The sequence below is a fragment of the Tunturiibacter psychrotolerans genome (assembly GCF_051013365.1).
Lineage (GTDB): Bacteria > Acidobacteriota > Terriglobia > Terriglobales > Acidobacteriaceae > Edaphobacter > Edaphobacter psychrotolerans_A.
The window spans coordinates 5,385,399-5,408,758 of sequence record NZ_CP132941.1 but is presented as its reverse complement, the minus strand read 5'-3'; the positions used below and the strand labels follow the sequence as shown (position 1 = coordinate 5,408,758).

General features: G+C 54.8%; 15 protein-coding genes. 6 read left to right on the top strand and 9 right to left on the bottom strand.

What is annotated here, in order from left to right; all coding sequences use genetic code 11:
• Positions 1-92: 92 nt before the first annotated feature.
• Both RBB76_RS23080 and RBB76_RS23075 read right to left on the bottom strand, forming a co-directional pair.
• Positions 93-956 carry a TIM barrel protein gene (locus RBB76_RS23080; RefSeq protein ID WP_429630812.1) on the bottom strand — a complete coding sequence of 288 codons (864 nt, stop codon included), beginning with the start codon at positions 954-956 and terminating at the stop codon, positions 93-95.
• A gap of 24 nt (positions 957-980) precedes the next feature.
• A complete protein-coding gene (locus RBB76_RS23075) occupies positions 981-1,802 on the bottom strand; it encodes a sugar phosphate isomerase/epimerase family protein (RefSeq protein WP_429630814.1) in 822 nt (273 codons plus the stop codon).
• A gap of 312 nt (positions 1,803-2,114) precedes the next feature.
• On the opposite strand from RBB76_RS23075, the gene RBB76_RS23070 reads away from it, so the two are divergent.
• The 4 genes from RBB76_RS23070 to RBB76_RS23055 all read left to right on the top strand — a co-directional run bounded on the left by RBB76_RS23070 (position 2,115) and on the right by RBB76_RS23055 (position 8,189).
• Positions 2,115-2,567: a hypothetical protein gene (locus tag RBB76_RS23070; protein ID WP_429630816.1), complete on the top strand. Its 453-nt coding sequence runs from the start codon at positions 2,115-2,117 to the stop codon at positions 2,565-2,567.
• A 710-nt stretch (positions 2,568-3,277) separates the two neighbouring features.
• A complete protein-coding gene (locus RBB76_RS23065) occupies positions 3,278-5,011 on the top strand; it encodes a CRTAC1 family protein (RefSeq protein WP_429630818.1) in 1,734 nt (577 codons plus the stop codon).
• Between the two features lie 386 nt (positions 5,012-5,397).
• The gene (locus RBB76_RS23060) at positions 5,398-7,041 is read left to right on the top strand and encodes a multiheme c-type cytochrome (RefSeq protein ID WP_429630820.1); all 1,644 of its coding nucleotides are present in this window, start codon (positions 5,398-5,400) and stop codon (positions 7,039-7,041) included.
• A gap of 125 nt (positions 7,042-7,166) precedes the next feature.
• Positions 7,167-8,189 carry a LacI family DNA-binding transcriptional regulator gene (locus RBB76_RS23055; RefSeq protein ID WP_429630822.1) on the top strand — a complete coding sequence of 341 codons (1,023 nt, stop codon included), beginning with the start codon at positions 7,167-7,169 and terminating at the stop codon, positions 8,187-8,189.
• Between the two features lie 11 nt (positions 8,190-8,200).
• Here RBB76_RS23055 and fucP read toward each other — a convergent pair whose 3' ends face one another.
• From fucP to RBB76_RS23035, 4 genes are read right to left on the bottom strand one after another with little or no spacing between them, the layout of a single operon-like run.
• Entirely contained in the window at positions 8,201-9,553 is a 1,353-nt protein-coding gene (gene fucP / locus RBB76_RS23050) for an L-fucose:H+ symporter permease (RefSeq protein ID WP_429630824.1), read from the bottom strand.
• Between the two features lie 29 nt (positions 9,554-9,582).
• Positions 9,583-10,596 (bottom strand): zinc-binding alcohol dehydrogenase family protein, encoded by a 1,014-nt coding sequence (locus RBB76_RS23045; protein ID WP_429630826.1) that lies wholly within the window; start codon positions 10,594-10,596, stop codon positions 9,583-9,585.
• Between the two features lie 28 nt (positions 10,597-10,624).
• Positions 10,625-11,542 carry an amidohydrolase family protein gene (locus tag RBB76_RS23040; RefSeq protein WP_429630828.1) on the bottom strand — a complete coding sequence of 306 codons (918 nt, stop codon included), beginning with the start codon at positions 11,540-11,542 and terminating at the stop codon, positions 10,625-10,627.
• Positions 11,535-12,467, bottom strand: coding sequence for an aldo/keto reductase (locus tag RBB76_RS23035; protein WP_429630829.1), 933 nt, complete (start codon positions 12,465-12,467; stop codon positions 11,535-11,537). The genes RBB76_RS23040 and RBB76_RS23035 overlap by 8 nt, the downstream gene beginning before the upstream one ends.
• Positions 12,468-12,830: 363 nt before the next feature.
• Here RBB76_RS23035 and RBB76_RS23030 point away from each other — a divergent pair, with 363 nt between their 5' ends.
• Positions 12,831-14,342, top strand: coding sequence for an alpha-L-fucosidase (locus RBB76_RS23030; RefSeq protein WP_429630831.1), 1,512 nt, complete (start codon positions 12,831-12,833; stop codon positions 14,340-14,342).
• Positions 14,343-14,519: 177 nt separating this feature from the next.
• Here the strand turns inward: RBB76_RS23030 and RBB76_RS23025 are convergent, their stop codons facing one another.
• Positions 14,520-15,332 carry a tetratricopeptide repeat protein gene (locus RBB76_RS23025; RefSeq protein WP_429630833.1) on the bottom strand — a complete coding sequence of 271 codons (813 nt, stop codon included), beginning with the start codon at positions 15,330-15,332 and terminating at the stop codon, positions 14,520-14,522.
• 648 nt (positions 15,333-15,980) lie between these two features.
• On the opposite strand from RBB76_RS23025, the gene RBB76_RS23020 reads away from it, so the two are divergent.
• Entirely contained in the window at positions 15,981-19,652 is a 3,672-nt protein-coding gene (locus RBB76_RS23020; RefSeq protein ID WP_429630835.1) for a carboxypeptidase regulatory-like domain-containing protein, read from the top strand.
• A 118-nt stretch (positions 19,653-19,770) separates the two neighbouring features.
• Here RBB76_RS23020 and RBB76_RS23015 read toward each other — a convergent pair whose 3' ends face one another.
• Together RBB76_RS23015 and RBB76_RS23010 are read right to left on the bottom strand one after the other, a co-directional pair.
• Positions 19,771-21,042 (bottom strand): tagaturonate epimerase family protein, encoded by a 1,272-nt coding sequence (locus RBB76_RS23015; RefSeq protein WP_429630837.1) that lies wholly within the window; start codon positions 21,040-21,042, stop codon positions 19,771-19,773.
• 405 nt (positions 21,043-21,447) lie between these two features.
• Positions 21,448-23,331, bottom strand: coding sequence for an alpha-L-arabinofuranosidase C-terminal domain-containing protein (locus RBB76_RS23010; RefSeq protein ID WP_429630839.1), 1,884 nt, complete (start codon positions 23,329-23,331; stop codon positions 21,448-21,450).
• Between the last annotated feature and the right edge of the window lie 29 nt (positions 23,332-23,360).

Here is a 23,360-nt window from a genome sequence, read left to right as displayed (position 1 = left end):
CTGTCTCTCTGATTCGGCAAGCGATTCGTTTCGGCCGTCGTGGACGACGCTCGATTCTACAACGCCTCACCGGCCAACAGGAACAACCGCCACTAAACCGTCCCAAGCGCCCTCTGCGCTTCCGCCTTCGTCTTCTTCAGCGAAGCCACAGGATCCTCCGTAGGGTAGTACTCCATCGCGATCCAACGGTTGTACTTCAGCTCCGCCAGCTTGCGATAGATCGTCGTATAGTCGATCTCTCCGGTTCCTGCCTCATGTCTTCCCGGAACGTCCGCTACATGAACCAGCCCCACCATGTCCACATTTTTCTCAAGCTTTTCGATCAGATTTCCGAAGCTCCTCTGCTCATGGTAGAAGTCATAAAGCACCTTCACCTGTGGCATATTCACCGCGCGCGCAATCTCAAACCCATCGCGCACGCTTGCCAGGTAGATCGGCGGATTCTCAATCAAATCGATCGGCTCGATCACGATCTCAATGCCTTCTTTCGCCGCAATCTCCGCCGCACGCTTCAGATTCTCGACCGCTGTCTCACGCTGCCCCGTCGCTCCCGCAACCCGTTTGCCGGACAGCAGAATCACCTGCGGGCACTCCAGCTCCTTTGCATAGCGCAAATGTTCAACGAACTGCTCCCGAAAAGCCTCCGTCTCCTCCGCCACCGCGAACCCGGCTCGAATCCCACTCATCGAATCCACCACCAGCCCCAGCGAACGTAGTCTCGCCATCACCCGCCGCCGCTCCTCCGGCGACCACTTCTGAAACTCTCCCGTCAGCTCAATCCCCTGGTAACCCGCCTCGGCAACGATCTCCACGCAGCGGTCGAAAGGTGCCTTAATCTCCAGCGCCCACAGCATAAAAGAAAATCTCACACCTTTCGCCACAGTCTCCCTGGCGTGAATCCACCCAGGATTCGCCAACGCAGCGGTCATCATTTGAGCAAACGCTCGACGGTTCATCTCTCTCCCAAATGGCAGCGCGATCTAGATCGCACGCAGATAACGATAGTCCACTCCAACTGCTTCCATCGCCGTCATCGAAATAAACGGCGGCTCCTGCTCAATGTAGTAGTCCTTGATTCCCGCCTTCGCCGCTGCCGCAAGAATCGGCTTGTAATCGATATGCCCTCGGCCCAGTTCCGTACCCTGCGGTCTCTGATCTTTGGCGAGCGAAAAAATCGGCTCAGGCGTCGCCACAAAGTCCTTCACATGCAGCATTCGAAAGCGCCCCGGATTCCGCACAAAAAGATCAGCCGGACTCACGCCTGCCGACACCGCCCACCCGCAGTCCAGCTCGAAGGCAACCGCCTCCGGATTAGTCTTCGTCAGCAAAATGTCATAACCGGATTGACCGCCCTGCAGCTTTTTAAACTCGAAGTTGTGATTGTGATACGCATACTGCAATCCTGCCTTCTTCGCCTGTCTCCCAATCTCGTTCAGTCGCTCCGCCATCATCGCGTAGTCCTCAACCGTCGCCCCCTGCCCGTCCAGCCTCTTGGGCAGTTGCGCAGAACTCACCACATAATGCGCGCCAACCGCGTGGGCATCGTCGAACAGGTGCCCCAGCTCACCATCGCCCAGCGGCATATGTGCGCTCGGGCATGTCAGTCCAGCCTGATCCAGACGTACCCGGAACTCTCTCGCTCCCAATCCCGCGAATCCCGCCGACTCAACCCTCGCATATCCAATCGCGCGTAGTTTCTTTAGCGTTCCGGTCACATCCTTTTGTAACTCATCGCCGACAGTATAGAGCTGCAGACCAATCGGCACACTCGCCGACAAAGACCTCATCGGCCGCGCTGCCATCGCTGCCGCTCCTCCGCACGCAACAAACCACCGCCTCGTATACAAACTCGTAGCCCTCGCATCCCCTTAGTCTTCGCGACGTTCACTTTATGCGCTCGGCCCGTGTCGCGAATCCGACGAAAGTCGAAGCGCACCTGCTTCGCAAACTCTCCTCTGTAACCCTCATTACAGAAAGGATTTGTTCGACTTTAGGAGGATGACACCTGAACCCACCGAATCCTACCATCCGCTTGCTTAGAAATCGTTACAACAATGCGTCTGGCTCATTTGCAACCCTCTTCCACAACCCAGAACCCTGACGAGAAAAACACAATGCGTCGCTTCCTTCCCGCTGCCTGTAACTGGAATCTGCTCTCCAAGCCTCTCCTCCTCCTTGCGCTTGCCGCAACTTCAGGGATCTGCCTCGCACCGGCAGACCACATACGGTCCGTGCGGCTCGACGATCAGGGCGTCGTCCGCTGGACCGACGACAACTCCGAAGTCAGGCTGCTTGGCACAAACTACTCCCCTATGCCCGCTCACGACTACATGACCTTCGGCTTCTACGCCAAAAACACCGAAGACCGCCACAAAACCATCGACCAGGACCTTGCCCACTTCGCCCGCATGGGTTGGCACATCGTCCGGCTAGCCACGTGGGGAGACTGGGAGAGCAACGACGAACAAGGCAATCTCATCCAAAACGACCACGTCGATCTCATGGACTGCCTCATCGCAAAAGGAGAGAGAGAGGAATCTACTTCCTCGCCTGGCTCACACTTGTAGAGATCGACGGAACCGGCTGAACTACCAATCTCGATCTGACAACAGAGTGGCAGCAGTTCAACATTCCTTTGGATCGGTTGACCGCCAGCCGAAGCGTCAAGCCTCCCCATGGCTACCCAGGCATGTGGTGGCTCTACTGGTGCGATCCTGCCGAAGGACGCGCCACCCGGGAGACAAGGTCCGACTAGCCAACGTAGAACGCCTCCAGCTATCGCACCGTCAAAAAGTAGACCCAGCCAACCACACAAGCATCCAGGACGATCCCTGGATCGAAATCAGCCCCGTAAAACTAGTCACGCAATAAACCAGGTGCCACTCGCGGAGGAAAGATCAGAGGGTGAGTGATGGGCAAATGGGTGAGGGGTAAAGCAAGAGTGATCCAAGCCCTGAGCAGCCTGCACTCAGGAAACACCCGCCGCCCCTACTCACACTCATCCGCAAATAAACTTGCGAAGGCTGCCACTTATTTCGACGCCAAAAAGAGCGCTGCCAAAACACCAGGTTTACCATGCAGAACACCACGATCTCACCACAAAAAAACCACGTCGTAACACGCGAGCAGCGACCGCACCCGGCAGGTATGCGTGCGGGTCTGCAAATGCTCCCTTTAGGGTAATACCGCCGATCCAAAGGCGGTCTGTTCACATGGCCATGACGAATCGTCCTGCATGTTATCTTCATTTCCTCTGCAAAAAAGGAGAATGGATCTGATGTTCAAGAGTTTGATGATTCTTTGTTTCCTGTGCGTGATCCTGGTCTCGATTGCGTCAGCGCAAACAAAAACGGCTGAAGACGTGACGTCTTCGGAACCCGCATCTACAATTGCGTCCCCGGGTACGTTTGTGGACATCACAGCAAAGAGCCATCTTCTCTTCAACGGTCAGGCGAGCCATACTCCAACAAAGTATCTGATCGAGACCATGGGGTCAGGGGTGGCCCTTTTTGACTACGACAACGACGGCTTGCTGGATATTTTCTTTGTGAATGGCGCACCCCTGTCCAGTCCAACGCCGAAGGGCACCATTCCGCAGAAGACCGATTCGAAGTACTGGAATCGACTCTTTCATCAGAAAAAGGATGGAACCTTTGAAGATGTTACAGAGAAGGCTGGCCTCCAGGGAATTGGCTATGGGATGGGCGTAGCCGTTGGCGACTACGATAACGACGGATATGAAGACCTGTACGTTACAGGCTACGGTGGAAACCGTCTCTATCACAACAACGGGAATGGCACCTTCACCGATGTCACCGAAAGATCCAGTACAGGTGGCGGCGGATGGTCAACCTCGGCTGCCTGGGTTGATCTCGATAATGATGGCCTTCTGGATCTCGTTGTCCTCCGCTATGTTAAGTGGGACTTTGACGAAGTCTGGTGCGGAGAGCACCGGGAGGGCTATCGATCGTACTGCCATCCCGATATCTTCCCCGCGATCTCTGCGCTGGTCTACCACAACGACGGGGACGGAAAATTCAGTGAAGTTTCGGCAAAGATGGGGCTCGACAAGCCTGGCAAGGGACTGGGTATCGCCATCGGTGATTTCGACAGGGATGGAAAGATTGACCTCGCAGTAGCGAATGATTCCATGCTGGAGTTCCTCTACCGAAATAAGGGTAATGGAACATTTGAGGAAGTCGGCTTGCCAGCAGAGATTGCCGTTGATGGCGAAGGCCGAACATACGCCGGCATGGGTATCGACTTCCAGGATTTCAACGGAGACGGTCTACCTGATCTGGTAATCACCAACCTTGCTAACCAAAAATATGCCCTGTACAGCAATAACGGAGACGGCAGCTTTACTTACGACAGTTACATGACGGGGATTGGCGGCATGACCCTGTTGCATTCAGGTTGGGGCATACACTTCCTCGACTACGACAACGATGGGCGAAAGGATCTGCTAGTCGCGCAAGGCCACGATCTTGACACGATCCAACTCAACTATCCTCAACTTCGCTATAAAGAACCGATGTTGCTGGCCCACAATACTGGCAAACGCTTTGTTGATGTTTCAAGTCAATCTGGAGACGTGTTCCATCAAGCTTGGGCTGGCCGAGGGCTGGCCGTAGGGGACATCGACAACGACGGTCGAATCGATGCTGTTGTCACGACCAATGACGGTCCTGCTTATCTGCTGCGCAACGAAACTCCAACTTCGAATCACTGGATCACTTTGACCCTGGTAGGTCACCGCAGCAACCGCGACGGGATTGGGGCAGAGATCAAGATTACTACCTCGCTTGGCCCTCAATACAACATCGTTTCTACAGCCGGAAGCTATCTCTCCTCCAGTGATCGGAGAGCTCACTTCGGCTTAGGTTCAGACACAACTGTAAAGACAATCGAAATTCATTGGCCGAGCGGAATTGTACAGACCCTCAACGACATCCCCGCGGATCAAATTCTCAAGATCGATGAGCCTGCAGGGACGCCTGCAAAACGATGAAACAGTTTCGTACCTCTTAAACCTGAGAATTCACTGTTCTGGCCCACATTTCAGCAGCGTAAAGTGGTGTCTACTATATCGTTTTCTGTAAGGTAATAACCGCTGACCACAAGGGTGGTTCTGTAGAAGCCAAAGATAACGTCTCACTGAGTGAGAGGAACATGACCTTCAACGAAGCTAACGGTCGTCAACTGGCAGCAGGACATCCTGGGATCAGGATCACCAAAAACCTTAGCTCGCTCGCCACGAACGCAGTCTTTCGCTCCATTCAGTTGAGAACGGTCCTCTTTTCGTTGACTTTGATTTGCCCGTTGGATTAGCGGATAACTAGACGCGTGATCGCTCCTCACCAATTAAGGTTCCCGTCATCTCGTCTGAAGCGGATTTTGCCGCTCCTAGCGATCGGTATCTTCACCCTGAGCGGGACTGCGCAGGATAGAGTCGCAAACGACGTCCGCGAAGCCGATGCTCCTTGTGGGCATTGCCACCGCCAAATCTTTGAGAGCTATCTCAAGACGCCCATGGCAAACGCGAGTGGCCTTGCCAACGAAAGACTCTACCCTGGCTCGTTTCGGCACGATCCGTCAGGCGTCGTATATGCAATCACCGATCAGTCTGGGCAAGCAACACTTGCTTATACCCTTCCTACCACACCTCCAATCCAAATTAGCGAACGGTTGCAGTACTTCCTAGGCTCCGGCCACCTCGGATTAACCTATCTCTACTCGAAGTCCGGCTATCTGTTGGAATCCCCCATAGCTTATTACTCAGCGCTGCGGGGCTACGCCATGAAGCCCGGCTTTCAGCGGAGTCGTGAACTTCCCCCGGCACTCACGCTTAACCCAAGTTGTCTCCGCTGTCACATGAGCAGTGTGCGGAAGCAAGTGAACGGCACTGATAATCTCTACACGGGGCTACCCTTTGAACACGCCGGCATTAGCTGTGAGAGTTGCCATGGTGACAGCCGTCAACATCTCGCATCCCGAGGACGAACACCGGTCGTAAACCCCATGAAACTATCCCCGCAGAAGAGAGACAGCACCTGTAGCGTCTGTCATCTCGAAGGCGACACCAGCGTTGAACACCGCGATCGCTCTGTACTCGACTTCAAGCCAGGCGATGACCTCAACGATTTCATGTCGTACTTCATCTACATCGGGGAGAACACCACTCGCCGCGCTGTCAGCGAGATCGAGCAGTTCAACTCCAGTAGGTGCAAGATTGCCAGCGGCCCTGGCATGTCGTGCATGAATTGTCATGACCCTCACATCTCGCCAGCGGCCGAAGAACGAGTAGATTTCTTCCGCACGAAATGCCTCGCATGTCACGCGCAGATCAAATACAAGACCCAGCACTACAGTTCGAGCCCTGACTGCACCAGTTGTCATATGCCCCGAACCGGGGCACAGAACATTCCCCATGTCGCATGGACCGACCACCGCATCCGCCAGCATCCCAACCAACCCGATCTTGCAGCAGTCCCCAATCATGCGCGAGAGTTAATCCCAATCCTGACCGAGAAGAGCAGCCAGCGCGATCTCGCTTTGGCTTACTACAACCTGGTGGTTGTCAAAGGGCTCACCGCCGAACGGCCAAGGGCGTGGCAGATGCTCATCGCTGCCGAGCGATCCGATCCCGATGATCTCGCTGTGCTCAGGGCGCTTGGAATTACAGCTGAGTTGAATGGGGACGACAGTCACGCAAAAAACTATTATTTGGCAGTCCTGAAGAAGACCCCGGAGAACCTGGCGGCTGGCACAAATCTAGGAACTCTTCTGGCAAAGTCAGGTGATCTCGAAGCAGCGGCGACTCTATGGCAACAGACCTTCCGTCAGAACGCAGACATCCCCGAGCTTGGCCAGAACCTCGCCAAGGCCCAATGCATGCTAGGGCAGAAAGAGGCCGCTGAATCGACCCTTAAAACTGTGCTCACCTACAGCCCCGGTTTAAGTCAGGCACGTCATTCACTCGCCGAGATGGAAGACGGCAGCGAGCCCTGCCTCAAGCGCCCAGCCAGCGAGAATAAATGAAATGGGCATCGCACCGCGGGCACTCTGTAAGAAGCTTTCTGAACTGAATCTAAGCAATCTGGCATTGCAGCCTTCGGATTCATGACGCGCTCCCATCTTGTATATTGCTCGTTATGCCTGTAAGGATGAAAGACATTGCCGCAGATCTCGGCCTCTCCGTCGTCACGATCTCAAAGGTCCTCCGCGATCATCCGGATATCGGGGATGAAACCCGTCAACGGGTCTTGCAGCGGGTAAAAGAGCTTCATTATCGGCCAAATGTCTCAGCCCGCAGCCTGGTGACTGGGCGCAGTTACCTTATAGGTCTTGTCGTCCCAGACCTCCTCCATCCTTTTTTCGCGGAGGTCGCAAAGTCTCTGGCCCGTGTCATCCGTATGCGTGGGTACTCGTTGATCATCGCATCGTCAGAGGAGGATCCCGAACTCGAAGAACAGGAGATCGAACACATGGTGGCGCGAGGTCCTGATGGCCTCATCATTGCCGCATCGACCCAATCGTCCGCGCTTCTTCAGAGACTGGACGAGCAGCAACAAGCTTATGTTCTGATCGATCGCAAATTTACCGGACTGTCTGCAAACTTCGTAGGTACAGACGATATCGCAGCGGGAGATCTCGCAACCACGCATCTCATCAACCGCGGCTGTAAACGCATCGCGCATATTCGCGGGCGGGAGAACAGCACGGGCGCGAAACGCCTGGAAGGATACAAGCGTGCGTTGGAGCGCGGCGGTCTGAAGTTCTCCGACAAGTACGTCATCCTACGAGAGACTGTGGACATCGAAAGCAGGCTTCAGGGGAACTCGGCCATGCAGCGTCTTTTGGCGATCCATCCAAAGCCTGATGGCGTCTTCTGCTACAACGACCCCATGGCCATTGGAGCGATGGAAGCAATACTCGCCGCAGGGCTTCGCATACCTCAAGACATCGCCATCATCGGATGTGGCAATCTGCATTACTCTGACCTATTGCGGGTGCCACTTTCGAGCATAGACCAGCAGAGCTCCCTAATAGGCGAGCGTGCGGGAAAGTTGATACTCAGTATTGTCGAGTCTAAGGTAACGCCGCGGCCGAAGAGTGTAGTGCTTGAACCCCATCTAGTAGAGCGCGCGTCCACTGCTCGTGCTCCGCGCCGCGCCGCGAAAGACTAAACGCCTGTTGTTCAGCTTCGGACGAACTCAGGCTCTCCGGACTTCGCCACTGCAGCTGAGAACGAGAACGCCGCCACGCATAGATACGATACCAGCGGAACGAGATATGCCAGCGCAATGCTATGGCGCCACTCGGAGATCAAACCCATCAGTGGGGTCAACACAGCGCCACCAACAATCGCCATTACCAGTAAAGAGCCACCGATCTTGGTATTCGGACCAAGCCCCTTCAACCCCAACGCAAAGATGGTGGGAAACATGATCGACATAAAGAAGCTGGTGAAGAACATGGCAAACAAACCAACCCATCCCGGGAAGAATATCGCAATAGCAACAAGTGCAACATTGACCAGGCTGTAGTAGCCCATGAGCTTCTGTGGCGCGATCCTTCGCATCAGCCAAGCAGACCCAAACCTTCCCAGGGCAAACGCGACAAGTGTGCCAGTCAGAAAGAGCCCGGCAAGCTTCTCGGTCTGATGCGCATAAGTTTGTACATATTGAATAAAGTAGCTCCAGGTTCCGACCTGAGCGCCCACATACATGAATTGAGCCGCGACCGCCATCAGGAAACGCGGATTGCCCAACAAGTCAGAGATCCGCCCATTGTTCCCCTCCGAGATCTCCATGGCGTCCTCGTTTGAAATTATTGGGAATTTAGTACACATCAGAATCACGGCTAGAACGATTGCAATCCCACCTAGTGCCAGGTAAGGCTTGACGACGCGCAAGGTCTCATAACGCAAGTAAATCTCATAAGTGTGTTGCGCCTTGCTTGAAGCAATTGCCGTCGGAGACAACTCCATCCCGGAGAAGATAAAGATAGTGCCGATAAGCACGCCGGTGATCGCGCCAAGAGGGTTGAACGCCTGGGCTAAATTAAGCCGCTGCTCAGAGCTTTCAGAAGGGCCTAACTGAGCAATAAAGGGATTCGAAGCTGTCTCCAGAAAAGCGAGCCCGCTCGCGATCACAAACAGTGCAGCCAAAAAAAACGAGTACCGCCCCGCGAGCGCTGCCGGCCAGAAGAGAAAGGTTCCGAGACCAAAGAGCAGAAGCCCGACGATCATCCCTATCTTGTACCCCGCCTTTCGCATCAACATGGCCGCGGGCATCGCCAGCAGGAAATACCCCATGTAGAAAGCCGATTGCACGAGTCCAGCTTCGAACCGGGTAATCGTAAAGGACTTCATGAATTGACGGATCAAAATGTCGTTCAGGTTGTTCGGAATACCCCACAGGAAAAACAGAGATGTCACCAAAACAAAAGGAACAGTACTGCCCTCTCTGATGAGTGTCTTGCGCGACGAAGGATCCAGCCTCTGCCTTGCGGCGGACTGTTCAACGGAGTGAGTAGGAACAGGGAGCATAGGTGTGTTCTCGCTGGGTAAGGATAAGGTTAGTCGAGACGAATCATAATCTTCGAGAAGCAAGAAGGATCGCTGCTCCATTCAGCAAGCGCTGCCGCCGCCTCCGCCAGGGGAACAACGATACTAACCGCTTCATCTACAGGAAAGCGACCCTGCTCCAGCATCCGAATGACAGCGCGAAAGTCTTCCGGAAGAGCATTCCTCGAGCCGAGGATATCCAGTTCTTTTTGTACGAAGAGCTTCGTCTCGTAGGCGACAGGCTCCTTCGCGTAGCCGATGTAAACAACGCGTCCCGTAAACGCTACCTCTTCCACTGCTGCACGAAACGTGTCCGGAAGGCCAATTGCCTCGATCACAACATCGGGACCGCGTCCGCCAGTCATCTCTGCCAGACGTTCATGCAACCCCTCACGTTTGGTGTTGATCGCGTCCGTCGCGCCAGCCTTCCGCGCGATATTCAACTTTTCATCGTCGACATCAATCGCAATGGTTCTCGCGCCCCTCGAGCCGGAAGCAGCCACGGCACCCAAACCCACGCCACCACAACCAATGATTGCCACAGTATCGGTCGCAGTAACACGCCCGCGTGCAACCGCGTGGAAGCCAACAGTCAGCGGCTCAACCAGGCAAAGCTCGTTCAACGAAAGGTTTGCCGGGTACAACTTCTCCGGCGGCAGTGCGATGTACTCCGTCAAAGCACCATCCCGCTGAACCCCAAGCGTCTGGTTGAACTGGCATGCGTTTGGCCGGCCGCGTTTGCAGGACGCGCATTGCCCGCAGCTTGTATAAGGCGAAACAGCGACGTTCGTCCCTGCGGACAGGGCAGGATGTCCCGGCGTATCCTCCAACACCGTAGCCGCGACCTCATGTCCAACAACGCGAGGAAATGAAACCATCGGATTCTTGCCGCGGTAACTGTTCAGATCGCTGCCACACAGGCCCACTCTCCTCACTTGCAACAGAACCTCACCTTTCAGGCATACCACACGCGGCACGTCTTCAATCGCCACCTCTCCCGGGCCCTTCAATACCAATGCCTGCATAGCAATCCCCTAACTCGAAGTCCATCTCTCAGTTTTTCGGATAAGAATCCAGTCTCGCGCCTAGCTGATAAACGTTTGCTGCGACCACTCCAAAGATGAGGTCCTTCTCCGAAGCGGTAAGCGCCGAAAGGAGCAGGTCCAGTGTTGCAAACCAACGCTCATAACTTGAGGCCACCGTGCACACAGGCCAATCGGAACCAGCCAGCAAACGCTGTGGGCCGAACGCTTCCAGGCCTATATCGAAATACGGTCTCAAATCATCCGTAGTCCATGTTTGCCAGGCCGCCTCAGTCACCAAGCCGGAGACCTTACAGTAGACGTGCTCCCGTTTCGCCAGTTCACGCATCTGGTTGCTCCAGGGCTTCAGAGCACCTGTTGCAATAAGGGGCTTTGCCATATGATCCAGTACAAAAATCTGATTAGGATGACGATCCACCATTTCAATCACCCGCGGCAGCATGTGGTTCACCACCAGAACGTCATACACGAGACCTGCTCTCCCGACGGCGGCAATTCCTTCATTGAAGTCAGCACGCAACATGTAATCGTCCGGCTCGGCCTGCAGAACATGGCGAAGCCCCTTCAGCAATCGATGCCGGCGAAGCTCCTCCAATACTGCTGGAAATTTAGAACTAGCAAGAGGCGCCCAACCAACCACGCCTAAGATCCAGCGTTCTGCATCCGTTTGTGCCTCCGCGAGTTCCAGCAGCCAACGTGTTTCCTCGAGGCTCTGTCGTGCTTGTACGCTCACCACACCATCTGTACCCGTGTTTTTCAACTCGAAAGCCAACTCCTCCGGAAGAAAGTCGCGTCGTAGCACGCCCATCGAATCGTCAATCCATCCATATTCTTCGGACGAGTAGCGCCAGAAGTGGTGATGAGCATCGATGCGTCTCCTCGTGCGACCTTCAGCGTTTCCCAGCTGGTCCTGACTCCGATCAACCATAATTTTCTTCCCGGCCGGAGGTCCACACCACGTTTTGGTCTCGCACAATGACCGCTTGTATCTCGGCGATCAACTCCTCATCGTCTACATCTTTGAGTGCTCTCAAATTCTCATCTACCTGCTGCCGTGTAGCCATACCGACTAGTGTGCTCGATACATAAAGATGGGCAAGACAAAAACGAAGCGCAACCTCCGGCAAACTCACACCATGCGCTCTGCAAACTGCCTCCGCTCGTCGACTTGCTGCATGCACTGCGGGCTCAGCGGGATGCCACTCGGGCGCTCCGTTCTCTGTGAGCATTCCCATGTGCAGCGGAGACGCGTTAATCAGGCCGATTTCGTGTTGGCGGGCGAACGGAACCAGAGCTTCGTCCATATCCGTGACCAGCAGGTTATAGCGGCAATAGCTCAACATAGCGTCTACAGGCACTGCAGCAGCCACGTGAAGCAACGTCTTCAGGGAATATCCTGTGATACCGATGTAACGAGTCTTTCCCTGTTTCTGTAAATGCTTCAACGCCGGAAGAGTTTCGTGAATAATTTGCTCCGTGTCGCCAAACTCTATGTCATGCACCTGCAGTAGGTCAACGTAGTCCGTGCGGAGTCGGCGCAGTGAGTCCTCCAGACCGCCGGCGACGCCTCTTGCGGAAAAATCAAATAAATCCACGCCATAGCGGCCGCATTTCGTAGCGAGAATAACGGAGTCGCGCCTCCCCGCAAGAGCAACCCCAAGACGTTCTTCCGCCAAAGTAACGCCATAGTAAGGAGAGACATCAAACAAGTTCACACCTTGATCGAGAGCGTGGTGGACAGCTCGTGTCCCCTCCTCTGGATCCGTCGGCGAAAATACATCGCCAAGAGGGGATGCCCCAAAGCCTAATAGAGAGACATTCAATTCAGTCAGGCCAAGCTTCCGGTAACGCATTCACAGACCCTTTCAAAAGTCGACAGCTCAAGCCTCGGATCGTAGTCAAAGAGTCTTCGAAGACAGCGCAGTAAGATTTCAGAATTGTGTGGTGCCGTTTAGAATGCTTCTCAGATTTCTGAGTGACGTGCAGAGCAAGGTCACATTTTATCGTTATAGTAAACGTTATAGTAAATCAGTGCCAGATAGACGGTGGAACAAATGATTCGAATTCGAAAGTCAGGAATGAACCGAGACTCCCCTACCCCGTTTCACGCAACATCCCTACTGGTCGCACCATGCCTTCTCGCTCTGAGCTCAGTCTGTCCGCCACTGCACGCTCAAGCTCCTCAGGCGGATCGTCCTACCGAACGTCAAAGCGCAATGGCAATCGACGAAGCATGGCAGAAGGCCAGCTCCAGATACGACAAACAGCGCGATGACATTCTTGCAACCGTTCAAAGAGTATCCGCCGCCGGCCCCTTCCAGCCCGACTGGCAGTCCTTCTCAAACTATGAAGTGCCCGAATGGTACAAGGACGCAAAGTTCGGCATCTTCATCCACTGGGGCGTCTACTCGGTTCCGGCATTCGGCAGTGAATGGTATCCCCGGGAGATGTACCTCAAAGGATCCGAGATCAATAAACACCACCTCGCAACATACGGCCCGTTGACCAGTTTTGGCTACAAGGACTTTATCCCCATGTTCAAGGCCGAAAAATTCGACCCCCAGGCATGGGCAAAACTCTTCAAAGAATCTGGCGCACGTTACGTCGTGCCCGTCTTCGAACACCACGATGGCTTTGCCATGTACGACAGCGATCTCTCTGACTGGACTGCGAAGAAAATGGGCCCCCATCGCGATGTGGATGGAGAACTCGCGGCAGCGATACGCGCAGAAGGCCTTCATCTCGGCGCCTCGTCACATCGTATCGAACACGATTGGTTCCTCGACGGAGGACGCAACCAAGACTCTGACGTTAACGATCCCAAGTATGCAGATTTCTACGGTCCAGCCCATCCCAGAATCGATGCCAACCACGACGTATTGGCAGAAGACTGGACATACGTCAGTCCCGCTTATGCCAGAGACTGGGTAGCACGCAATGCTGAAATTGTGCAGAAGTATAAGCCTGATTTGATCTACTTCGATTGGTGGATCGGACAGCCATCGGTACGTCCGTATCTCGCGCAGTTTGCCGCCTATTACTACAACGAGTCCTTGAAGCACGGTGCCGTCGGCATCATCAACTACAAGCTCGTCGATATGGAAGCGCACTCCGCGGTTCTCGATATCGAGCGCGGCCAGACCTCCTCAATTCTGCCAGTCACTTGGCAAACTGATACCTCCGTAAGCAACAAATCATGGGGCTATATAGAGAGTGACACCTTCAAAACTCCCTCCTTCATCATTCACCAGCTCACCGACGTCGTTAGTAAGAACGGTAATTTACTGATGAATATTGGCCCACGCTCCGATGGTACGATCCCGGATGAAGTGCAGCAGATCCTGCTGGGTGTAGGGAGTTGGCTAAAAGTAAACGGCGACGCTATCTACGGGACTCGCCCCTGGTCTGTCTTCGGAGAAGGTCCAACAAAAGTAAAGGAAGGCTCGTTCCACGACACAGACACCGTTCCCTATACCCCGCAGGATTTTCGCTTCACCACAAAGGGAGCTACCCTCTACGCGATTGAAATGGAATGGCCCGCAAACGGAGAGGCTGTGATACAAGCCCTCGGCAGCGGCAAAACTGGCGCGAGGAGTGTCCGCAGCGTAAGTCTTTTGGGGTATGACAGTAAATTGTCATTCACTCAGAAACCTGACGGTTTGCATATCCAGACTCCTTCCATCAACCCAGGCAGGTACGCCTACGCTTATAAGATCTCCTTTGAGTGACGGCGTGACCAACCGAATTGACGCCCTGAAATAAACCGAAGGTTGAAAGCTGCCAATCGACGCCCACATTCCGCAGTGCATCAGACCCTCGGCTGCGGTTTGTTCGTAGCTGTCCCTGCTGGTTTCGGATAAGCGGGAGTTACAGGACTCCCGAATCCAAGCCTTAGTATCCGACCTTCATTTGGTAGGCGTTGAGTGTGATCCGTAAAGTTCCGCACTCCGTCGCAGTTCGTTCCGGCTCTTTTCCATTTCACCGCTCTGCTTGTACGCCCGCCCCAGCACATAGTGAAACCGCGGGTTTGTCGGTTCCAGCTCTACGGCCTTCTCCATCGCTTTTTCCGCTTCGGGTAACCGCTTCAGAGCCAGCAAGGCTTGCCCCAACGCCTCCTGGCACTGCGCACAAGCTGGCGAAATTACGGTGGCCCGAATCAACTCCTCAGCAGCTTCCTGAGGTTGGTTATGGTCGATCAGCAGCAGTCCGAGGTTCAACAGCGGTTGCTCACTCTGTGACGCTGTGTTTTCCTGCAATCCAACAGCCCTGCGATACGCTTCCATCGCTTTCTCCGGCTGATTCTGAGCCGCAAGCGCCAGTCCCAGGTTGTTCTCTATCTTCACGCTACCGCTGTCGAAAGCAAGTGCTTGCCGAAACGAAGACTCCGCACTGCTATAGTCGCCTTTGCTGTACTGTGCGCGTCCCAGGCTGTACCAGGTTTCTGCATCGTTCGGAGAAAGCTCGGCTGCACGCTTCAGCCAACGGACAGCATCGACGTAATCCTCCAGGAGAATATAGTCAAGACCGACGAGACGCAGTTCTTTGCCCGTAGGACGGCGTTCAGCAGCCGCTTGCGTGAAGATGCGTAGCGATTCCTTTGGTTGATCTCTTCGCATCAGGACCTCCCCAAGTAGATACAGACCTTCCGCAGAATGTGGTGCCCGTTGTACAAACTCCCGCAGGATTTTCTCTGCGGCTGCAAAGTCAGAACGGTGCATGTCCTCCTTCGCGCTCCGTAACGGACCTTCGTCAGCGAGTTCCGTTCCGCGACTTGAAACCGTCTGATCAACACACGGAAGGGCAAAAACTAACACACCACTCAACCCGCTCAAACTCTTAAGCGGAGACGACGACAAACCCATTAACGGAACCGTGAGCGGCCCAACAACACAAACAACCAATAAGAGTAGCGAAGGCCTTACTCGCCCGCTCCGAAATGCAGTTGAAGTGCCGTTTGCTCGCATCATGCCCGTTTTGAAGTTATTCAGTGTAAACATTTTCTTAGACTGTCCTGGAACTCGCGGAGTAGCATGCAAATTCTACACAGCTTCGCGACTACTCATGAACTCTAGAGCTCCTCTTTGAGGTTGAATTTAACCCTTCGGCCCTCAAATAGAGGACCAAAGTAGGTAATCCTGGGCAATGCGCCCAAGAAACTAATACTTTTGATTGACATTTTCAATAACGACCGAATAGGATCGTCGCGTTGAAAATGTTTGAGTAATCGTTTACTTGAATCGTTTACTTGAACGCAAATAGTTTGCCAACACCGAAGCTTTAAAAGCCAAGGACCGGCTACTGAATCGCTTAGCACGGGCTCCATCAATCCTCTTCACGAAGGGCGCCCACATTCTGGAGGTCTATCAATGCGAATTCCCATGAAACACGCCTCTCTCCTCGGATTGTTGATCACACTTCTCCTGCCCTTCAGCAACTATGCCAACGCGCAGTCCAACCAAGGAGCGATCTCAGGACTTGTCACAGACGCTAGCGGAGCGACCGTCGCCGGAGCTGCTGTCGTCGCGCTCAACGTCGCCACAGGCCAGGCGCAAACAACCGTCAGCAGTTCCGCCGGTGACTACCACTTCCCGTCCCTTCAAATCGGCAGCTACACCGTCAGCATAGCCGCGCGCGGCTTTCGAAAGGTCGACAGGACGAACGTAGTCGTGCAGATCCAGTCCGTCACCACGCTCGATGTGACTCTCTCCATCGGTTCCGAAACCGAAACAGTTACGGTCAACGTCGACGCCCCTCAGGTTCAGACTGAGAGCGCCGACGTCGGAACGGTCGTCTCGCCCAAGCAAGTGCTTGATCTTCCACTATCTACAAATGGTTCTGCCATCCGGAATTCGCAGGACTTCGTCTTCCTCACTCCCGCGACCTACGGCACTGGAACCAGCGGCGGTACCTTTGAGGGCGGCGTCTCCGGTGGCCAGGCCTTCGGCAGCGAAATCCTCTTCGACGGAGCCAGCCTTCAGGTCGAAAGCTTCGGCGACGGATTCGCCAACGAAATCCTTCCCTCTGTCGAAGCGACCGGTGAGTTCAAGGTCCTGATCGGCGGCATCCCGGCCCAATATGGTCGAACCACCGGCGGTATCCAGAGCTACGCCTCCAAGTCCGGCACCAACGACTATCACGGCACAGCCTTCGAGATCTATCGCAACACAGATCTTGATGCCAACACCTGGTTCAACAATCTCGATCGCGGCATCAACGGCCCCACCTCCAGCAACGGCACCCCGCCCGACAACAAAAATGACTACGGCGTCGCCCTGGGGGGACCCGTTCGCATCCCGCACCTCTACAACGGCAAGGACAAGACCTTCTTCTTCTTCGCCTGGGAGCAGTTTCGTCAGACCCAGGGCTACTCCAACCTCATCACTTTGCCAACGCCAGCGAACCTAAAGGGCGACTTCTCGGCCAACATCGGCGCACCGATTCTCGACTCAAATAACAACCAGATCATCAACCCCTGCGACGGAACTGCGATCCGCGCAGGCCAGGTCTTTAACCCCGCGACCACCCAGACCGTTAACGGTCAGCAGTGTCGCACCGCCTATCCCAACAACATCATCAACTCTCCAATTAGCCCTGTAGCCCAAGCCATCGTGGGCTACATTCCGCAGGCGTCCAATGCGCTCACCAATAACTTCACCTTTGCCGGAACCTATCCGATTGTCAGCACTGTCGAATCCATCCGCATCGATCAGGCTTTCGGGCAGAACAACAGAGTGTTCGTCTCGTACAACGTCCGCGACAACGTCCGGAACAACAACAATCTTCCTCAATTCCAGCTCCCGGTCACCTCGTTTCTCACCTCCCAGGATCTCCCAACCCACCTGGTCCGCGTCGGGTACGATCACATCTTTTCGCCAACCCTGCTGAACCACGCCTTGATCGCCTTCACGCGCGTACTCAACAAGGAAGGCTTCATCACGCCATCGCAGGGCAAAGACTACTCTCAACTTGTCGGACTTCCAGGCGGCAGCGGGTTCTACTTTCCCGGCATTCTCATCAATGGTCCTAACAACAATGAAAGCAGTCGGGTAAACTTCGGCGATTACGTTGATCCGAACAACAACGGATTCAACTCAAAGATCTCCGACAACTCTTACTACATCAGCGACGCCATCTCCTTGACCAAGGGCCGTCACAACCTCACCGTCGGAGGCGAGTACCGTTACGCGGTCTCCATCTCCAGCTTCGTCAGCGTGGATAGCGGTAGCACTGTCTTCGGCCGGGCACAGACAGCCGGAACCGCCACCACCACCGCAAACAGCGGAGACGGCTTCGCCAGCTTCCTCCTCGGGCAGGTCGCTCAGGCCACGGTCAAGCAGAATTTCGTCACCATCCGGAACGTTGGCCAATACAGCGCGCTCTACATTCAGGATGAGTTCAAACTCAACAAGGATCTCAACCTGTCCCTCGGACTTCGCTACGACGTCGATCTTCCGTTCAAGGAGCTCCACAACTTCGGGTCCCAGTTCAACCCCAACATCATCAACACCGGCGCGCAAGGCACCAACACCCCAGGAGCTTTGGAGTTCGCAGGCGACGGCGCAGGAAAGGACGGCTTCAGCTCCCGCTACTCCAACGTCTACTACAAGAACATCGAGCCGCGCGTAGGCGTTACCTGGGCACCGAGTTCGCTCAATCACCAGACAGTCTTCTCCGCCGCTTACAGCGGCCTCAATGCTCCCATCCTCCAATGGCAGCAGATCTACGGTGGAGTGCCTGCTGGCTACTCCTCCATCAGCCAGATCAACAACAACGCGAACCCCTTCACCGCCGGCGAACTGCTCGATCCCGGCTCGCTCGTCACTCCCGGCATCGCCAACCCCGGAGCCTACGGTGTTCCAAACATACCCACCAACCCCAGCTTTGACCGCAGTCAGCTGAACGGCCAGAATGTCAACTACACCCAGCGCGACTTCGGCAAACCCGGCTACGATCAGACCTGGACCGCCACTGTTCAACAGCAGTTCGCGACCGACCTGATTCTTACCCTCGGCTACCTCGGTGAGCGGGGCGTTCACCTCGGCTCCAACCTGCTCTACCTCAACAATCTCCCTCAGCAAAACTTCACCCTCGGCTCCCAGCTCAGCGATCCCTTCACGGGCTCCGGTGCCCCGGTCGACGGAGTCACCGCTCCCTACGATGGCTTCCAGGGAACCGTCGCGCAGGCACTCCGCCCCTTCCCCCAATACCACACGGTCAATACCGGTGCTTATGGCGAAAACCACGGCCAGTTGTCCTACAACGCGCTGACGGCCAAGCTCGAGCGCCGCTACCACAACGGGCTCAACCTCCTAGCCTCCTACACCTGGTCCAAGATCCTCACCGATACCGGCAACATCATCGGTGGCAGCCTCGGCGGCGCCTACACCGCCAGCATCCAGAACCCTCTCAACCTTAAAGCAGAGAAAGCCGTCTCCCCGCAGGACACGCCGCAGATCTTCGTCGTCAGCTACATCTATGACCTGCCCTTTGGCAAGAACAAGTCCTTCCTGAGCCAAGGCCGCGCCCTCAACTACCTCGTCGGCGGATGGTCGGTCAGTGGCATCCAGAGATACCAAAGTGGCCAGCCCCTGAGCTTCGGCTGCGCAACTGCTATTCCCGGATACGACAACTGCATACGCTACAACTTCGTGCCTGGGCAGAGCCTGCGTTCCACTGCCAGAAGGAACGGATCGTTCAATCCTGCAGTCGCCGGATCGAACCTCTGGTACAACCCCGCTGGCGTTAGCGATCCCAACGCCAACATCACAAGAACAACCTCCTATGCCTTCGGCGACAAACCTGCATATGAGGCCGACGACCGCGCCTTCGGCTATCTCGAAGAAGACTTCGGCTTGATCAAGCGGACTTTCATCACCGAGCGCGTAGCTTTCCAGTTCCGTGCCGAAGCCTTCAACGCCTTCAACCGACACGTCTTCAATACTCCTGATAACAATCCCCACGACGCCGGCTTCGGTACCGTTGGGTCGACAGCCAATAGCCCACGTGCCCTCCAACTCACCTTCCGAGTGGAGTTCTAACCGCAAAGAAGTAAACCGCGGGGCCAGAACACTGTTCTGGCCCCGATCTCTTTAAGCACTCTGATTTCGAAATCTAAAAAACTTCAACAAGCCCTTCGACTCCAGGCCAGATGAGCGGTCACGATCCCAGAAACACAGGCCGCAGGTGCCGCTCAAATAAGTTGGCGGTCACGTTCCGCGAGATGACGGGCTCATGGCTCTCCAGCTCTTTGAGATAGCGGTCTCCCATCTTAGCCGCCACTTTAAACCCCACGTGAAGCAACTGACGAAAGCTGGGATTGTATTCCCGGTTGCTCTGATCGTGCCGGAGCGCCGAGGTGAACTGCCCGCTGCTCCATCCATTAACCGCCTCTGGCCTCGGCAGCATTGCCACGTCAATGTCTATCACCGTCGCGTAGGGCGCGCAAAGCTCAACGCGGTGACTGCAAGCCTCTGCATAGATCTCCCTTGCAATATCGAGACCTGAGCCCCCCGACTCTGCCAAGCCGATTAATTCTTCAAGCCACGTGGTGCCGGCAGTCTTCAAATGCAAACCCGCACCAGACCTCTCCACTGCATCATGAATCGATTGGTAGATCGAAAACTTATCCGAACCCGAGTGCACGCTCAGCTTCAGATTCTGCGGCAGGCCATAGGTCTTAACTGCGAAGGCAATCGTAGCAATGTCCTCGTTGAACTCCTTCGCAAACTGAGCCACATCGCCCACATAGTCCACACCTTTGTTAAACCGACCCGTAAACTTTGGAGCAATTGTCTGAATCGGAACACCTGCATCGGCAATCGCAGCAAGTATGATCAGCAGCTCCACCGGAGTCTGGGGCGAATCCGTCTCATCCATCGAGATCTCGGTCACGAACCGACCCTCACCCTTTTTCTCCGATAGAAAACGGTATATCTCTCCCGCATGTTTCACCGCCGCAAGAAACTTGTTTGCCACGTCCTCTACAAATTGCCGATCCGTTTTGAACGGAAGCTCTACATTTGGAATAGCTACCCTTCCGACCAACTCCGGATGACTCTGCACGAACGTCGCCACATCTTTCGGGTCGGCCGGCTTTCCGATTAAGTCTGCGACGTCCAACGTGAAAAAGTCGCACGGAGCAACAAATCGGCCAACAGTATTCAAATTGATATGGTCAGCGTCAACAAAATAGGGCTTTCTCCAGCCGAGTTCCCCCACGGCGGCATCTGCAGCTTTGCGAGTCGCATCCGGCTCTGATCCGATGATGAGGTGCTCGCGGTTGGACTTGTTCCACACCGGCGCGACCTCCACACCTTGCTGAGCCGCAAGCAGACACGCCGCAAGCTGGGCCTTCGCCTGATGCGCGAACCTATCACCTACACCTACCGAGAATCTTGGAAGTACTACTTTTTCCCGTTTTTCAGTCAACGTGAACCCCCTTTATTAGCTAGCCAATGAATGGCCTAAAAAAATCAACAGGCCTGCCGTGAAGCACTTCAACCCAGTATTGCAGACGCTGTCCCGCCAAAGATCTAACACGTTTTTCTTCGAAAGATCCTTGACATCGGTTGCAGGACTCCCACTATCAGATGTCGCCGGAAGCCAAAGGGCACATTGGTTAGCAAGAACGGACCAGCAAGTTCTAAGGGTCTAAAAGCGCGCCCGCGCGACGTCAATAGATGAGTGCAACTCGTTGGTCCAAGTATCCCATCCGCGCTCTCCTGATTGAAATTCAGCCCGAGTGGCAACAGAATGGATTTCGTTTCAAAAGAAACGGGACGAAATCCATTCAGCGAACGACTTCAAATCGGTCTCCACGTCAGCCTCCCCAACCTATTGCAGAGGAATGTCGATCACTTCAATCGTATTGCCAGCAAGATCGTGTCTCCAGTTCTTCGAAGTGATATTTACTTTTGAAGACATCGGTTTGATGACATCCGGCCTGTTGATGGTGTTTGTATCCCACCACGTTGCAGCATGAAGCGAATTCATAACTGCCGGACCATCTTTCGCCCCCACCAAATCCATCACGAGTTCCTGGGTCTTGTCCGAACCATTCACCAGCTTCAGGTGCAGCACCTTATCTTTTGTGGATACGGTTGCGGACCAGAAGAAACGCGAATTCACCTGCTCCGCTGCCGACTTCACCGTATGATCACCAAGATGTTGCGCAAACAAAACCTGAGCCCAGTAGCTTGGTGAACCGTACGAGGTAAGCGCATCGTAGCCGATCAAATCCGTCGACCACTGCATGCCACCTGGATTAACATTCGTCAGCAGTGGAGCATAGCTGGCCATCACGATAAGGTCGCTGTTTCGCTCCAAACTTGTCATCCACGCTGCATCTCCCAGCGCCGCCCCAAAATTCGGCGTTGGAGAGCCCATGCGCGTCGCCCACTCTCCCACAAATATCTTCGGCCCGTTCCGGTCCGCAGTGTCGTACTTATGAACGAGATCGAAGAACTCCTGGGGAGTCAGATAGTAGTGATCGTCAATAACGTCTGGTATCGCGCTTTTTACCGGTGTAGTCGCAATCAACTTGTACTGTGGATACTTTGACCGGATCGCCTTGGCAAAGCGCGCAAACCGCTCCTCATAGCTGCCCGACTTATCGAACTCATCTTCATTGCCAATCTCAACATAGTGCAATGCGAACGGCTCCGGATGTCCATCCTTCACCCGCACCGCACCCCACTTCGTGCTCGCATCTCCAGTGACATATTCGATCTCATCCAACGCATCTTGAATAAACGGCTCGAGCTCCTTACCTCCCACATGCTGTCCTTTTAAGGAGTATCCAGCGTAGACCGCCAGAACCGGATCCACCCTCAAGTCTTCGCACCACTCCAGAAACTCGAGCAAACCCATTCCATCGGTAGACTGATAGTTCCAGGGGCTTCGGTGCGTCGGACGATCAACCAGCGGACCCACAGTTTCCTTCCAATTAAATCGCTCTTCAACCGTGTCGCCCTCGAGGTAGTTGCCACCTGGCAATCGCAGAAAGTTCGGATGCATGGAAGCAAGCATCTCCATTAGGTCCGGACGGTTGCCATTCGGGCGATCGTGAAACGTCGGTGGAAACAGAGAGATCAGCTGAAAAGAAACGGTACCGGGATGGGCAAAGGTGATCTCAAGATGGTTCTTCAGGCTCGGTTTTACGCCCGCCGCAGTCTTCAGGCTGTAGCTGTACCGCTGCCAATCGCCATCCTTCACATCCACTGTAGTCTCGGCCAGCGTCGCCGCCGTCTCATCCGACACCAACTTCGCATGAGCAGTACCCACTCCATCCGCCTTCGCATAAAAGGATCCTCGATAGATCGTCGAAGGCCGCACTGCCATCCCCCAATAACCCGCGTTAGCCAAACCCGCCTCGTTCCCAGGAGAACTCTGTTTGATGGTCAGCCTCAGGCTCTTGTGCAGCGCCTCGCTCGGGCCAGTCTCGTCCGCGTCGAACTTCTCTTGCGCGTTACCTTGCGTCACCGTCACCCAATGCTCGAAGCGCGGCCAGTGCGCATCGAAGGTCCGGTTCCGCACCATCTCGCCATAGAGCCCTCCGTCGTAGGAAAAGTTGATCTCCTCCGTCATCAATCCATACAGCGTGGGGCTAACCGGCGATGTGTTCACCGAAGCATCTATCGTAAGTTTGGCGGTTTGAGCCGTCACACAAATCGAACCGGCCAGAAAGGTGTACGCAAAAAATCCGGAGACGCATTTCATAATTAAAATTCCCTTAGTGTTAGGTTTTT

Coding starts and splice junctions, on each gene's coding strand:
- fucP (WP_429630824.1), bottom strand. CDS start 9,553: ATGCTCCCTGTTCCTACTCACTCCGTTGAACAGTCCGCCGCAAGGCAG.
- RBB76_RS23010 (WP_429630839.1), bottom strand. CDS start 23,331: ATGAAATGCGTCTCCGGATTTTTTGCGTACACCTTTCTGGCCGGTTCG.
- RBB76_RS23080 (WP_429630812.1), bottom strand. CDS start 956: ATGAACCGTCGAGCGTTTGCTCAAATGATGACCGCTGCGTTGGCGAAT.
- RBB76_RS23075 (WP_429630814.1), bottom strand. CDS start 1,802: ATGGCAGCGCGGCCGATGAGGTCTTTGTCGGCGAGTGTGCCGATTGGT.
- RBB76_RS23040 (WP_429630828.1), bottom strand. CDS start 11,542: ATGGTTGATCGGAGTCAGGACCAGCTGGGAAACGCTGAAGGTCGCACG.
- RBB76_RS23055 (WP_429630822.1), top strand. CDS start 7,167: ATGAAAGACATTGCCGCAGATCTCGGCCTCTCCGTCGTCACGATCTCA.
- RBB76_RS23045 (WP_429630826.1), bottom strand. CDS start 10,596: ATGCAGGCATTGGTATTGAAGGGCCCGGGAGAGGTGGCGATTGAAGAC.
- RBB76_RS23030 (WP_429630831.1), top strand. CDS start 12,831: ATGGCAATCGACGAAGCATGGCAGAAGGCCAGCTCCAGATACGACAAA.
- RBB76_RS23025 (WP_429630833.1), bottom strand. CDS start 15,332: ATGCACCGTTCTGACTTTGCAGCCGCAGAGAAAATCCTGCGGGAGTTT.
- RBB76_RS23020 (WP_429630835.1), top strand. CDS start 15,981: ATGCGAATTCCCATGAAACACGCCTCTCTCCTCGGATTGTTGATCACA.
- RBB76_RS23070 (WP_429630816.1), top strand. CDS start 2,115: ATGCGTCGCTTCCTTCCCGCTGCCTGTAACTGGAATCTGCTCTCCAAG.
- RBB76_RS23035 (WP_429630829.1), bottom strand. CDS start 12,467: ATGCGTTACCGGAAGCTTGGCCTGACTGAATTGAATGTCTCTCTATTA.
- RBB76_RS23065 (WP_429630818.1), top strand. CDS start 3,278: ATGTTCAAGAGTTTGATGATTCTTTGTTTCCTGTGCGTGATCCTGGTC.